Genomic DNA, 13,432 nt, shown 5'->3' with positions numbered 1-13,432 from the left:
GGGGATTCCGCCGAGGCCGCGGGCGCGCTTGCCCGGTGTCAGTTGGCGCGGTCGAAGTCGATCGCGCTGTAGGCCCGCAGCTTCGACAGCTTGTGGACGGAGTTGATCTCGCGGATCGTGCCGCTCTTGGAACGCATCACCAGCGAGCTGGTGGTGGCGGTCTCCTGGCGGTAGTGCACGCCGCGCAGCAGCTCGCCGTCGGTGATGCCGGTGGCGACGAAGAACACGTTCTCGCCGCTGACCAGGTCGTCGGTGGTGAGCACCCGGTCCAGGTCGTGGCCGGCGTCGAGGGCCTTCTGCCGCTCGGCGTCGTCCTTGGGCCACAGCCGGCCCTGGATGACGCCGCCCATGCACTTCATGGCGCAGGCCGCGATGATGCCCTCGGGGGTGCCGCCGATGCCCATCAGCAGGTCGACGCCGGTGCCCTCGCGGGCGGCCATGATGGCGCCGGCCACGTCGCCGTCGGAGATGAACTTGATCCGGGCGCCCGCCTCGCGGATCTCCCGGACCAGGCCGTCGTGGCGCGGGCGGTCGAGGACGACGACCGTGACGTCCTCGACGGCGCTGCCCTTGGCCTTGGCGACCCGGCGGATGTTGACGGCCGCGGGGGCGGTGATGTCGACGAACTCGGCGGCCTCGGGGCCGGCCACCAGCTTGTCCATGTAGAACACGGCGCTGGGGTCGAACATGGTGCCGCGGTCGGCGACGGCCAGGACGGCGACGGCGTTGTTCATGCCCTTGGCGGTGAGCGTGGTGCCGTCGACCGGGTCGACCGCGACGTCGCACTCGGCGCCGGTGCCGTCGCCGACCCGCTCGCCGTTGTAGAGCATCGGGGCTTCGTCCTTCTCGCCCTCCCCGATGACGACTACGCCGTTCATCGAGACGGTCGAGACGAGGGTGCGCATCGCCTTGACGGCGGCGCCGTCCGCGCCGTTCTTGTCGCCACGGCCGACCCACCGGCCGGCGGCCATCGCGGCCGCCTCGGTGACCCGGACGAGTTCGAGCGCGAGGTTCCGGTCCGGAGCCTCGGGCGCGACCTCCAGGGCGCTGGGAAGGTGGTTCGGGTACTGCGTGGTCATCGTCGTTACCTCTCTGTACGCGACGGCCAGTAAGCGCCCGACTACTGCCTGGTCGAACGCCGTGGTGAGGGTCCTGCGATCGTATCTGCCTATGGGATGACTGTCTGTGGCGCGGGTCGCCACCCGGCGCCCGACCTGGTCGGTTCGTCCCGCTTCACCCGTACGCGGGCACCCCGGGTGGCCGTACCGCCGTAGGGATGAGTCACCATGTGGGGGTGGCTGGAGAGAGCAAACGCATGAGGGGCCGGGAGACCGTACGGGACATGGTCCTGTCGATGCTGGCGGTCGGCGCCGTGGTCTGGATCGGGTACCTGTTCCTTCCGCACGACGCGAACAGCGACCCGGTGCACGTGGTCGAGTACAAGGTGGCGGCGGCCTCCGCGAAGCGCGGCGCGCCGTACCCGCTGCTCTCCCCGGACGGGCTGTCCGACCAGTGGCGGGCCACCTCGGTCGGCTACCAGCCGGCCGCGATCAGCAAGGGCAAGGGCAATGCCTGGCACCTGGGCTTCGTCACGCCGTCCGGCCAGTACGCGGCGGTCGAGCAGAGCGACGTCCCGCGCGACGCGCTGCTGGCCGACAAGATCGCGGGCGGCAAGCCGGACGGCACCTCCGAGGTCGCCGGGCGCACCTGGGAGCGGGTCCAGGGCGAGAAGTCCCGCGCCCTGACCGTGCAGACCGGTGACGCGACCACCGTGCTCACCGGCACCGCCTCCTACGAGGAACTGGCCGAGCTGGCCCAGGCGCTCAAGTAGCCCGTCCCCCTGGGCCGCTCCCAGGGGAACGGCTCCGTACGCCCCCGCGGACGCCCCGCGGACGCGCCCGTACGACCCCGAACGCCCCCGTGCGCATACGGAAAGGGCCCGCACCGGACGAACCGGTGCGGGCCCTTTCCGTATGCGGCGGATCAGACCGTGGTGACGACCTGGTCGTACGCCAGGCGCGGCGAGCGCGGGAACCACGCCTCGTCGCCCGGCTTGCCGATGTTGACCACGGCCAGCACCGAGTGCTCGCCGTCGCCGAAGAACTCCTTGTTGATGCCCTCGGCGTCGTAGCCGGTCATCGGGCCGGCGGCCAGGCCGGCGGCGCGCACGCCGATGATGAAGTAGGCGGCCTGCAGCGCGCCGTTCAGCGAGGCGGAGCGCTCACGGACGGTGCGCTCGGAGAAGAACACGTCCTTGGCCTGCGGGAAGTGCGGGAACTGGGTCGGCAGCTCCTCGTGGAACTCGTTGTCCGCGGCGAGGATGGCGACCAGCGGGGCGGTGCTGGTCTTGGCCTTGTTGCCGTCCGCCAGGTGCTGGACGAGGCGCTCGCGGCCCTCGGTCGAGCGGACCAGGACGACGCGCAGCGGCTGCTGGTTGAAGGCGGTCGGGCCGTACTTGACCAGCTCGTAGATGGCCTGGACCTGCTCCTCGGTCACCGGCTCGTCGGTGAAGGTGTTCGCGGTGCGGGCCTCGCGGAACAGCAGGTCCTGAGCGGCGGCGTCGAGTACCAGGGCGTCGGTGGTCATGCTTGTCTGCACCTCATGCGGGAGGGGGTTCGTCGGATTGACCGGCCGTGGCCGGTCACACCATCTCAACATGGGTGAAGATTCAACGATTCCCCGGCCTGCTGTGAGCCGCGTCACTCCCCGCCCGCGGCCCCGTCCTCCTCGGCGGCCAGCGCCGCGTCCAGCCGGGCCCGGGCGCCGTCCAGCCAGCGCTGGCACACCTTCGCCAGCTGCTCGCCGCGCTCCCACAGCGCCAGCGACTCCTCCAGCGACGTCCCGCCGTTCTCCAGCTGCCGGACCACCTCCAGCAGCGCGTCCCGGGCGTGCTCGTAGCCCAGCGCGTCGTCCGGGGTCGGTGCCGCCGCGTCCTGCTGCTCCTGCTGCTCTGCCATGCGTGCCAGCGTAGGGGCTGGAGCCGACAGAGCCGGCGCAGCACCGACGGAACGGCCGCGGCGGGGCGAAAGCCGGAACGGCCTCGGCGGGGTGAAAGCATCGAGGCGAAAGCAGCGGGTGAGGCGGCGGGGCGAAATCGGATGCGTCCGGCCGGCCGGCGGCGCTACCCTCCGCCGCATGATCACGGTCCGACCCGCCGCCCCGGCCGACGCCCCCGAGCTCGTCCGGCTGCGCGACCTGATGTTCGAAGCGATGCCCAGCATGGCCGGCCTGACCGGGCCGGGGCCCTGGCAGACCACCGCCGAGCGGATGCTGCGCGAGCGCCTCGCCGTCCCGGCCGGGGAACTGACCATGCCGTCCTTCGTGGTGGACGATCCGCGACGGCCCGGCCGGCTCGCCGCCTGCGCGGTCGGCACGCTGGAGCACCGGCTGCCCGCGCCGGGAAACCCGAACGGCCGGTTCGGCTTCGTCTTCAACATCTGCACCGACCCCGGCCACCGGCTGCGCGGTTACGCCCGGGCCTGCACCGAGGCGCTGCTGGACTGGTTCGACGACCAGCGGGTCGGCCGGATCGACCTGCACGCCAGCAGTGGCGGCGAGGCGCTCTACCGCAGCCTCGGCTTCGGCGAGCACTCCATCGCGCTCTCCCGGCAGCGTTCCTACGAGGCCTGACCGTCGTCCACTGCGGCGCCGGGCGTTCCTACGAGCCCTGACCGTCCGCCACCGCGACGTCGAAGGCCCCGCCCGCGACCCGGGCGTGCAGCCCCTCGCCGGCCGTGACCTGCGCCGGGTCGGTCACCACCGTGCCGTCCGTCCGCTGGAGCACCGCGTAGCCGCGCTCCAGGGTGGCCGCCGGGGACAGCGCGACCACCCGGGCGAGGGTGTGCCCGAGGTCGCTCTGCGCGTGGTCCAGCCGGTGCCGCAGGGTGCGCCGGGCCCGCTCCAGCAGCGCGGTGACCTCCTGGCCGCGCCCGTCCAGCATCCGGTGCGGGGCGGCCAGCGCGGGGCGGCTGCGCACGCCGTCCAGCCCGTGCTGCTCGCGCTCGACCCGGCCGAGGACGTGCCGCCGGGCACGGTCCCGCAGCAGGCGGACCTTGGCCAGCTCCTCGCCGACGTCCGGAACCACCCGTTTGGCGGCATCGGTCGGGGTGGAGGCGCGCAGGTCGGCGACGAAGTCCAGCAGCGGCTGGTCCGGCTCGTGGCCGATCGCGCTGACCACCGGCGTACGGGCGGCCGCGACCAGCCGCACCAGCCCCTCGTCCGAGAACGGCAGCAGGTCCTCGACGCTGCCGCCGCCGCGGGCCACGATGATCACGTCCACCTCGGGGTGCTCGTCCAGCTCCCGGACGGCCGCGCTCACCCGCTCCACCGCGCTGACCCCCTGCACCGGGACGTTGCGCACCTCGAAGCGGACGGCCGGCCAGCGCCGCCGGGCGTTCTCCAGCACGTCCCGCTCGGCCGCCGAGCCGCGCCCGGTGACCAGCCCGACGCACTGCGGCAGGAACGGCAGCGGGCGCTTGCGCTCGGCCGCGAACAGGCCCTCCCCGGCGAGCCGCCGCTTCAGCTGCTCCAGCCGGGCCAGCAGCTCGCCCAGCCCGACCGGCCGGATCTCCGAGGCCCGCAGCGACAGCTGCCCGCGCGCCGCGTACCACTCCGGCTTGGCGTGCACGACGACCCGCGCGCCCTCCTGCACCACGTCCGCGACCTGGTCGAACACCGAGCGGAAGCAGGTCACCGTGAGCGACACGTCCGCCTGCGGGTCGCGCAGGGTCAGGAACACCACGCCCGCCCCCGGCCGGCGGCTGAGCTGGGTGATCTGCCCCTCCACCCAGACCGCGCCGAGCCGGTCGATCCAGCCGCCGATCAGCGCGGAGACCTTGCCGACCGGGATCGGGGCTTCGGGGGAGCTGGTGTTGGCCATGCGTATGAGGCTAGCGGCGCCGGCCGACACCGCCCCTAGCGGCGTCGGCCGACAGGGCCGCCCGGAGCGGGGGAGCCCTGGACGCCCAGCACCACCAGCCCGACCGCCAGCCAGATCAGCCCGACGAGCTGCGCGGTCGTCGAGGCCTCGTAGACCACCGCGGCGATCACCGCGATCCCCAGGGCCGGGACGATCAGGTGCCGCACCCGGTCCCGGGAGTCGTGCCGCACCGTGTACCAGCCGATCACCGAGGCGTGCAGCAGCGCGAAGGCGGTCAGCGCGCCCACGTTGACCACCGAGGTCAGCTGGTCGAGCCCGTCGTCCCGGTTGGCCGCCCAGACCGCCGCGGCCATCGTGATCACCGCGGCCGCCAGCAGCGCCCGGCGCGGCACCGCGGTGGCCGGGTCGACCGTGCCGAGGACGCGCGGCAGCCGTCCCTCCCGGCCCATCGCGTAGACCAGCCGCCCGGCCGCCGCCTGCCCGGCCAGCGCCGCGAAGGCCGCGCCGATCGCCTTGCTGGCTGCCACCAGGACGTGCAGCCAGTGCCCGACCCCGCTCTCCACCGTGTCGTAGAAGGCCGAGCCCTGCGCCGCCGGGTCGGCCGCCAGCTGCTGCGGGCCCAGCGGCTCCAGCAGTGCCGCCAGGTAGGTCTGGGTGACGAACAGCACCCCGGCCAGTGCCAGGCACCAGAGCACGGCCCGGGCCACCGCCGCCGAGGCGCCGACCGCCTCCTCGACGAAGGTGGCGATCGCGTCGAAGCCCAGGTAGGAGAGCACCGCGACGGACACGGCCGAGATCACCGCGGTCAGCGAGAAGGCGCCGACGGCGGTGAACGGGGTGTCCCAGCCGCGCCGGGCGCCGCCTTGGACCAGGGCCACCACGGCCGCGGCGACGAACACCGCCAGCACCGCGATCTCCAGGGCGAGCACCGCGAAGCCGACCACGGCCGCCGTCCGTACGCCGATCAGGTTGAGCGCGGTGGTCAGCACCACCGCGAGCGCCGTCCAGACCCAGCGGGAGACCCCGGGCACCAGCGAGTTCAGTGCGATCCCGGAGAACAGGTAGGCGACCGCCGGGATCAGCAGGTAGTCGAGCATCGCCATCCAGCCGGCGATGAACCCGGGCCCCTCGCCCAGCCCGGCCCGCGCGTAGGCGAACACCGAGCCGGTCTGCGGCACCGCGCGCACCATCTGGGCGTACGAGAAGGCGGTGAAGCCCATCGCGACAGTCGCGGCCAGGTAGACGGTGGCGACGGCGCCGTGGCTCCTGGCGTCCAGGACGCCGAACACGCCGACCGGTGCCATCGGAGCGATGAACAGCAGGCCGTAGACCATCAGGTCGCGGACGCTCAGGCTGCGGCGCAGGCCGCCCGGTTCCGTTTGCCCGTTCGCAGAGCTCATAGACACCACATTTGAGCACCGACGACCGGGTCTGTCCGGAAAGCGCCTCCCGTCGGCGCGGCTCGGCGCCGCCCGTACGATGGAGCCATGTCCAACACCGCGCCGCGCCGTGTCCTGCTCGCCGCCCCCCGGGGCTACTGCGCGGGTGTCGACCGCGCCGTGATCGCCGTGGAGAAGGCCCTGGAGCAGTACGGGGCGCCCATCTACGTTCGCAAGCAGATCGTCCACAACAAGTACGTGGTGCAGACCCTGGAGAAGAAGGGCGCGATCTTCGTCGACGAGACGGAGGAGGTGCCTGAGGGCTCGATCGTGGTCTTCTCCGCGCACGGCGTCGCGCCGGCCGTCCACGACGAGGCGAAGGCCGGCCGGCTGGCCACCATCGACGCCACCTGCCCGCTGGTCACCAAGGTGCACAAGGAGGCCGTGCGCTTCGCCGACGAGGGCTTCGACATCCTGCTGGTGGGTCACGAGGGCCACGAGGAGGTCGTCGGGACGATGGGCGAGGCCCCGGACCGGATCCACCTGGTGGACGGCGCCGAGGACGTCGCCAACGTGCGGGTCCGGGACGAGTCCAGGGTCGTCTGGCTGTCCCAGACCACCCTGTCGGTGGACGAGACCATGGCCACCGTCGGCGAGCTGAAGAAGCGCTTCCCGGCGCTGGTCAGCCCGCCCAGCGACGACATCTGCTACGCCACCCAGAACCGCCAGGTCGCGGTTAAGCAGATGGCCCCCGAGACCGACCTGCTGATCGTGGTCGGTTCCAAGAACTCGTCCAACTCCGTCCGTCTGGTCGAGGTCGGCCTGGAGTACGGCGCCAAGGCCGCCCACCTGGTGGACTTCGCCGAGGAGGTCCAGGAGGCCTGGCTGGAGGGCGTCGGCACGGTCGGTCTGACCAGCGGCGCCTCCGTCCCGGAGATCCTGGTCGAGGGCGTGCTGGAGTGGCTGGCCGCGCGCGGCTACGACACGGTCGAGACGGTCAAGACCGCCGAGGAGCACCTGATCTTCTCGCTGCCCAAGGAACTGCGCCGCGACCTGCGCGCCGAGGCGGCGGGCAAGCTGTAGGGCCGAGCCTGGGACCGCTCCCGGACGGCTCCCAGGCCCTTCGCGCAGAGCCCGGCACCCCCCTCGGGGTTGCCGGGTTTTCTGCTGTGCGTCCGCCCGTGCCCTCTCGTAGTTTTGTGCACAGGCTGTGGACAAGCGGTCCGCGGCCCCGGCGGAGGGTGGACGTGATGACGGCGGTATTCGGCGTGGACATCGGCGGTTCGGGCATCAAGGGCGCCCCGGTCGACCTCGCCCGGGGCGTGCTGGCCCAGGAGCGGTACAAGGTGCTCACCCCGCAGCCGTCCGCCCCCGAGGCCGTGGTCGCCGCCGTCTGCGAGGTGGTCCGCCAGTTCGACCACCAGGGCCCGGTCGGGCTCACCTTCCCCGGCGTGGTGGTCGGTGGCCGGACCAGAACCGCCGCCAACGTGGACAAGGGCTGGATCGGCCTGGACGCCGCGGGCCTGTTCCGCGAGGCGCTCGACCTGCCCGCGACCGTGCTCAACGACGCCGACGCGGCCGGGCTCGCCGAGACCGTGCACGGCGCCGGGCGCGACCAGTCGGGCGTGGCGCTGGTGCTCACCTTCGGCACCGGCATCGGCAGCGCGCTCTTCGTCGACGGCGTGCTGGTGCCCAACACCGAACTGGGCCACCTGGAACTGCGCGGCAAGGACGCCGAGCGCCGGGCCTCCTCGGCCGCCAAGGAACGGCACGGGCTGACCTGGGAGCAGTGGGCCGGGCGGGTCGACGAGTACCTGGACCTGGTCGAGATGCTGTTCTCGCCGCAACTGGTCGTGATCGGCGGCGGGGTGAGCCGCAAGCACGAGAAGTTCCTGCCGCTGCTGCGGGAGCGGGAGGCGCGGGTGGTGCCGGCCGAGCTGCGCAACGACGCGGGCATCGTCGGCGCCGCCATGGCGGCGGCCCGGGCGGCGGGCTGAGGCCGCCCGCCCGAGGCGCCGCTCAGCGGGAGCGCTGGATCCGGCGCTGGGCCACGAACCGGGCGAGCACGATCAGCGCGGCCAGCCCGGTGCCGGAGAACAGCCAGCCGGCCCGCAGCGCCAGCCCGGTCGCCAGCGCCACCACCTGGGCGGTGACGCCCGAGGAGGTGACCGGCCCGAGCAGCAGCAGCGCCAGCGCGAAGGCGATCGGCCCGCTGATCGGTGCGGCCAGCAGGTCGACGTAGCGCACCCGGACGGCCAGCTGGAAGCAGACGACCAGGTAGCCGAGGCCGAACAGCCAGCCGAGGCCGTCGAACAGCAGCCGGTCCAGGCCCGCGACGGCGAGCGTCGCCAGCACGGCGGCCACGCCCGTGCCGATGGCGGTCAGCCGGGTCGGCCGTCCGGTCCGGCGCCGCCCGTACAGCGGGGCCTCGGAGCGTCCGGGCAGCGGCAGCCGCAACCGCAGCCTGGGGGTGGCCGGGCGGGCGGCGGCGGGCGGCCCGGCTACCGGGCGTAGCCGGGCGGCGGGGGCGGCGGCGGGGGCTGCGGGGGCTCCGACGGTCTCGGGAGCCCGGCCGGGCCCGGGGACGGCGGCCCCGGCCGCGCCGTTCGGCGGTCGGCGTCTGGGCCCTGGCGGCTGGGTACGGATGCTCTGCTCCACCCGCCCAACGTACGGTCCGATCATCGCCACACTGTGTAATGGACCGTTCAGGTCTTGTCCCGTGTCTCCTGGCGGAGTGCTGATGTGATCGTCGTTCAGCGGCCTGACCTGTCCGGCCCAGCCACCCCGGCACCCGGCCGGAGTTCCCGGAGCCCCTCCCGGCGGCGACCGGGGCGTGAGGTGCTGCCCGTAGACTTGGGGGTCGGCCCGCACGGTGCCGACCCAACTCCTCCAAGCCCACGGGACTGCGCTTCATGTCGCTCACGATCGGAATCGTCGGCCTGCCGAACGTCGGCAAGTCGACCCTGTTCAACGCCCTGACCAAGAACGACGTGCTGGCGGCCAACTACCCGTTCGCCACCATCGAGCCGAACGTCGGCGTCGTCGGCGTCCCGGACGCGCGGCTGGCCAAGCTCGCCGAGATCTTCGGCTCCCAGCGGATCCTCCCGGCCACCGTCGACTTCGTCGACATCGCCGGCATCGTGCGCGGCGCCAGCGAGGGCGAGGGACTGGGCAACAAGTTCCTCGCCAACATCCGCGAGTCGGACGCGATCTGCCAGGTCGTGCGCGCCTTCACCGACCCGGACGTGGTGCACGTGGACGGCAAGGTGTCGCCCAAGGACGACATCGAGACCATCCACACCGAGCTGATCCTGGCCGACCTCCAGACCGTCGAGAAGGTCCTGCCGCGGCTCCAGAAGGAGGCGCGCCTGAAGAAGGAGACCGCCCCCGTGCTGGCCGCCGCCGAGGCCGCGCAGGCGGTCCTGGAGACCGGCAAGACCCTCTTCGAGGCCGGCTTCGACACCACCCCGATCCGCGACCTCCACCTGCTGACCGCCAAGCCCTTCCTCTACGTCTTCAACGTGGACGAGGCCGAGCTGGCCGACGAGGACTTCAAGAACGTCCAGCGCGAGCTGGTCGCCCCGGCCGAGGCGATCTTCCTCAACGCCAAGATCGAGTCCGAGCTGATCGAGCTCGACGACGACGAGGCCCTGGAGCTGCTCCAGTCGATGGGCCAGGAGGAGCCCGGCCTCGCCACCCTCGCCCGGGTCGGCTTCGACACCCTTGGCCTGCAGACCTACCTCACCGCAGGCCCCAAGGAAACCCGCGCCTGGACCATCAAGAAGGGCGCCACCGCCCCCGAGGCCGCCGGAGTCATCCACACCGACTTCCAGAAGGGCTTCATCAAGGCCGAGGTGATCTCCTTCGCCGACCTGGTCGAGACCGGCTCCATCGCCGAGGCCCGCTCCAAGGGCAAGGCCCGCATCGAGGGCAAGGAATACATCATGCAGGACGGCGACGTGGTGGAGTTCCGCTTCAACGTGTAGCCAGGTGTGTGCTGCACCTGACCTGGTTGTCCAGGTGTGCGGGTCGGAAGGGGTCGGGTCCTGCGGGAGCCGACCCCTTCGTCATGCCCGTGTTGGATGTTCCGGTGCGGGATCCGAGCGGGGTGGCCGGGCGGCGGGTTCGGTCAGGGGTGGATGCTGACGGTGATGACGCCGTCCGGTGTGGTGGTCACGGTGATGTTGTCGAGGGTGGCGGCGTGGGCGTCGGGTCGGTGGGCGGTGGCGCGGGGGCCGATGCCGATGACGCGGATGCCAGCGGCGCGGGCGGCCGTGATGCCGGCGTCGGAGTCCTCGAAGGCGAGGCAGTCGGCGGGGGCGAAGCCGAGGGCGGCGGCGCCCTTGAGGAAGCCCTCCGGGTCGGGCTTGCTGGCGCCGACGGACTCGGCGGTCACCAGGACGGGCGGCATCGGCAGGTCGGCGGCGCCCATCCGGATGCGGGCGAGCGGTTCGTCGGCGGAGGTGACCAGGGCGTGCGGCAGGCCGTTCAGGGCGGCGAGGAAGGCGGCGGCGCCGGGGATCGGGACGACGCCGTCGGTGTCGGCGCGCTCGGCGGCGAGCATCCGCCGGTTGTCGGCGAGGTTGAGTTCCACCGGGCGGTCGGGCAGCAGTTCGGCCATCGTCGCGTGGCCCTGGCGGCCGTGGGCGACGGCCAGTGCGGCGACGGGGTCGAGGCCGTGCTGCTCGGCCCAGCGGTGCCAGCAGCGCTCGACCACGGCGTCGGAGTTGACCAGGGTGCCGTCCATGTCCAGGAGGAGGGCGCGAGCGGTCAGCTGGAGGGGTGCGGTGGGCATGGGGCTGCTCCTCGGGCAAGGAAGGACGAGCTCTTTGTTCCCCGATGATACAAAAGATCAGCCGAGCAGGTGGGCGTTGACCGCGCGGGCCGCCTCGGCGAGCTCCGGCAGCTCCACCACCTCGACCCCGGCCGCCGCCAGCAGGGCCGTGCCCTGGCAGTCGGCGACGAACAGGTCCGGCTCGCGCCAGGCCACCACCACCCGCGGCACGCCCGCCGCGATCAGCAGCCGGGAGCACGGCGCCGGCCGCGAGGCGCGCTGTCCGCACGGTTCGAGCGAGCTGTAGACGGTCGCCCCGCGCAGCCGCGGGTCGCCGGCCGGGAGCTTGCCGAGGGCCGCCTCCTCGGCGTGGTCGTGCGCGTCGCCCTCCCGGCTGTAGCCCTCCGCCAGGACCTCGCCGTCGGCGCCGACGATCACCGCGCCGACCGAGAAGGCCGTCGCGGACGGCGGGCAGCGGCGGGAGAGTTCGACGGCCCGGCGCAGGTGGTCGAGGTCGGCGGTCGCGGGACGGGCTCCGGTCACGGGGCGGGCTCCTTCGGGGCGTACCTGAGCAGGACGACGTCGTCCACCGTACGTGCCTCCAGCAGGCGCATCCGCCGGGCCGGGCCACCCGGGAACGCGGCCGGGCGGACGAACCTCGGCGCCTCGGCCTGGCCGACCAGCAGCGGGGCGACCGCCAGCTGGAGCTCGTCCGCCAGGCCCTGGGCCAGGAACTGGGTGTGCACGCCGCCGCCGCCCTCGACCATCAGTCGGCGCACCCCGCGCGCGCCCAGGTCGTCCAGCACCGCGCCGAGGTCCACCGCGCCGCCGAGCGCGACCACTTCGGCCAGCCCGTCCAGGCGGGGCCGCAGCACGGTCGCGCCGGCGTCCGTGGTGTAGGCGAGCCGGGCGCCGCCGGTGTGCCAGAAGCGCAGGCCGGCGTCGAGCGCGCCGCTCGCACTGAGCGTCACCTTCAGCGGGTACTCGGCGCGGCCGTCCGCGAGCCGGGCGGCCCGGCGTGCTGGGTCGTTGACCAGCAGGCGCGGATTGTCGGCGCGCAGCGTGTTGCCGCCGACCAGGACGGCGTCGGCGGCCGCGCGCTCGGCGTCGACCCGGTCGAAGTCGGCCCGGTTGGAGAGCAGCAGGCGGTCGGGGGAGGCGTCGTCGAGGTGGCCGTCGAGGGACATCGCGGCGCTCAGCAGGACGAAGGGGCGCTGGCCGGGCATGGGCGGGGGGACCGTTCTCTCGGGTGCGCCCCCACGGTACGGCCGCCGGGTGTGGTGCAGTCGCGGGGTGATCGACAGGTGAGACGAATCTTCTCGGCATCCGGAACGTCCGCTAGCGTCGGAGGCGTCGCGGAAACCGACCACGCCCCAGGGGGACACCATGACCGGACGGCAGCCCGCCACCGTCTACACCCACGGCTACCAGGAGGCCGTGCTGCGCTCGCACCGCTCCCGGACGGCCGCCGACTCGGCCGCCTACCTGCTGCCCGAACTGCGCCCTGGGCAGGCGCTGCTGGACATCGGCTGCGGACCCGGCACGATCACCGCCGACCTGGCCGAGCTGGTCGGCCCGGGCGGTCGCGTGGTGGCCGTGGACACCTCCGGCGAGGTGCTGGAGCAGGCCGCCGCGTACGTGGCCGGCCGGGGCCTGTCCAATGTCGTGTTCGAGATCGCCGATGTCCACGAACTGCCACACCAGGAAGGTGAGTTCGATGTGGTGCACGCCCACCAGGTGCTGCAGCACGTGGCCGACCCGGTGGCCGCGCTGCGCGAGATGCGCCGGGTCGCGGCGCCGGGCGGTGTGGTCGCGGCCCGGGACGTCGACTACGCGTCGATGACCTGGTTCCCCGAGGCGCCCGCGCTGGACCGCTGGCTGGAACTGTACGAGCGGATCGCCCGCGCCAACGGCGGCGAGCCGGACGCCGGGCGGCGGCTGCTGTCCTGGGCGCGGGCGGCGGGCTTCACCGACATCGCCGCGACCGCCACCACCTGGACGTACGCGACGCCCGAGCAGCGCGCCTGGTGGGGCGGGATGTGGGCGGACCGGGTGACCGGCTCCGCCATCGGCCGGACGGCGGTGGAGCGGGGCTTCGCGGACCGGGCCGAACTGGCGCGGATCGCGGCCGGCTGGCAGGAGTGGAGTGCCGCCGGGGACGGCTGGTTCTCCATGCTGCACGGCGAGATCCTGGCGCGCGGCTGACCGGGGGCAGGGTCGAGATCGAGATCGGGGCCGGGTCGGGGCGGCCCCGCAGATGGCGGCGAGGCGACGGGGTGGGGGAAACGGTCGCGCGGGCGTTCGGAAAGATCGGGTAAAGTCGCGCGTCCGCTCGTACCGGGGCCGTTCGGGCCCGTCCGGCCCGCTGCTGGAGGGGGCGAGCCGACGAGTCGAGCTGCC

13 protein-coding genes and 1 pseudogene are annotated in these 13,432 nt (G+C 73.4%); 6 read left to right on the top strand and 8 right to left on the bottom strand.

What is annotated here, in order from left to right; genetic code table 11:
- Positions 1-38 precede the first annotated feature (38 nt).
- A complete protein-coding gene (gene glpX, locus A6F73_RS13210) occupies positions 39-1,079 on the bottom strand; it encodes a class II fructose-bisphosphatase (RefSeq protein ID WP_063347979.1) in 1,041 nt (346 codons plus the stop codon).
- 236 nt (positions 1,080-1,315) lie between these two features.
- On the opposite strand from glpX, the gene A6F73_RS13205 reads away from it, so the two are divergent.
- Positions 1,316-1,831, top strand: a complete 516-nt coding sequence (locus A6F73_RS13205; protein WP_063347978.1) for a DUF4245 domain-containing protein — start codon at positions 1,316-1,318, stop codon at positions 1,829-1,831.
- A gap of 152 nt (positions 1,832-1,983) precedes the next feature.
- Here A6F73_RS13205 and A6F73_RS13200 read toward each other — a convergent pair whose 3' ends face one another.
- Complete coding sequence (locus A6F73_RS13200) at positions 1,984-2,586, bottom strand: malonic semialdehyde reductase (protein WP_063347977.1); 603 nt, start codon at positions 2,584-2,586, stop codon at positions 1,984-1,986.
- Between the two features lie 113 nt (positions 2,587-2,699).
- On the bottom strand, positions 2,700-2,957 hold the full coding sequence (locus A6F73_RS13195) for an exodeoxyribonuclease VII small subunit (RefSeq protein WP_063347976.1): 258 nt from the start codon (positions 2,955-2,957) through the stop codon (positions 2,700-2,702).
- Between the two features lie 178 nt (positions 2,958-3,135).
- Between A6F73_RS13195 and A6F73_RS13190 the strand changes: the two genes are divergently transcribed.
- Entirely contained in the window at positions 3,136-3,630 is a 495-nt protein-coding gene (locus tag A6F73_RS13190) for a GNAT family N-acetyltransferase (RefSeq protein ID WP_063351169.1), read from the top strand.
- A 28-nt stretch (positions 3,631-3,658) separates the two neighbouring features.
- Here A6F73_RS13190 and xseA read toward each other — a convergent pair whose 3' ends face one another.
- Both xseA and A6F73_RS13180 read right to left on the bottom strand, forming a co-directional pair.
- Positions 3,659-4,879 carry an exodeoxyribonuclease VII large subunit gene (gene xseA / locus A6F73_RS13185; RefSeq protein ID WP_063347975.1) on the bottom strand — a complete coding sequence of 407 codons (1,221 nt, stop codon included), beginning with the start codon at positions 4,877-4,879 and terminating at the stop codon, positions 3,659-3,661.
- A gap of 35 nt (positions 4,880-4,914) precedes the next feature.
- On the bottom strand, positions 4,915-6,279 hold the full coding sequence (locus A6F73_RS13180) for an APC family permease (protein WP_063347974.1): 1,365 nt from the start codon (positions 6,277-6,279) through the stop codon (positions 4,915-4,917).
- A gap of 87 nt (positions 6,280-6,366) precedes the next feature.
- Between A6F73_RS13180 and A6F73_RS13175 the strand changes: the two genes are divergently transcribed.
- Together A6F73_RS13175 and ppgK are read left to right on the top strand one after the other, a co-directional pair.
- Entirely contained in the window at positions 6,367-7,341 is a 975-nt protein-coding gene (locus tag A6F73_RS13175) for a 4-hydroxy-3-methylbut-2-enyl diphosphate reductase (RefSeq protein ID WP_063347973.1), read from the top strand.
- A gap of 167 nt (positions 7,342-7,508) precedes the next feature.
- Complete coding sequence (gene ppgK, locus A6F73_RS13170) at positions 7,509-8,255, top strand: polyphosphate--glucose phosphotransferase (protein ID WP_063347972.1); 747 nt, start codon at positions 7,509-7,511, stop codon at positions 8,253-8,255.
- A 22-nt stretch (positions 8,256-8,277) separates the two neighbouring features.
- Here the strand turns inward: ppgK and A6F73_RS13165 are convergent, their stop codons facing one another.
- Positions 8,278-8,916 carry a DUF6542 domain-containing protein gene (locus A6F73_RS13165; protein WP_159398443.1) on the bottom strand — a complete coding sequence of 213 codons (639 nt, stop codon included), beginning with the start codon at positions 8,914-8,916 and terminating at the stop codon, positions 8,278-8,280.
- A 254-nt stretch (positions 8,917-9,170) separates the two neighbouring features.
- Here A6F73_RS13165 and ychF point away from each other — a divergent pair, with 254 nt between their 5' ends.
- Positions 9,171-10,244, top strand: a complete 1,074-nt coding sequence (ychF, locus tag A6F73_RS13160; protein WP_063347971.1) for a redox-regulated ATPase YchF — start codon at positions 9,171-9,173, stop codon at positions 10,242-10,244.
- A 143-nt stretch (positions 10,245-10,387) separates the two neighbouring features.
- On the opposite strand, the gene A6F73_RS13155 is transcribed toward ychF, so the two are convergent.
- Positions 10,388-11,053: an HAD-IA family hydrolase gene (locus A6F73_RS13155; RefSeq protein ID WP_063347970.1), complete on the bottom strand. Its 666-nt coding sequence runs from the start codon at positions 11,051-11,053 to the stop codon at positions 10,388-10,390.
- 57 nt (positions 11,054-11,110) lie between these two features.
- Positions 11,111-12,258: pseudogene (locus A6F73_RS43080) on the bottom strand (dihydrofolate reductase family protein).
- 160 nt (positions 12,259-12,418) lie between these two features.
- On the opposite strand from A6F73_RS43080, the gene A6F73_RS13140 reads away from it, so the two are divergent.
- Positions 12,419-13,237 (top strand): methyltransferase domain-containing protein, encoded by an 819-nt coding sequence (locus A6F73_RS13140; RefSeq protein WP_063347967.1) that lies wholly within the window; start codon positions 12,419-12,421, stop codon positions 13,235-13,237.
- Positions 13,238-13,432 lie beyond the last annotated feature (195 nt).

The sequence above is a fragment of the Streptomyces sp. MJM8645 genome (assembly GCF_001625365.1).
GTDB lineage: Bacteria > Actinomycetota > Actinomycetes > Streptomycetales > Streptomycetaceae > Kitasatospora.
The sequence above is the reverse complement of the archived record's forward strand: the minus strand, read 5'-3'. Positions and strand labels throughout refer to the sequence as shown.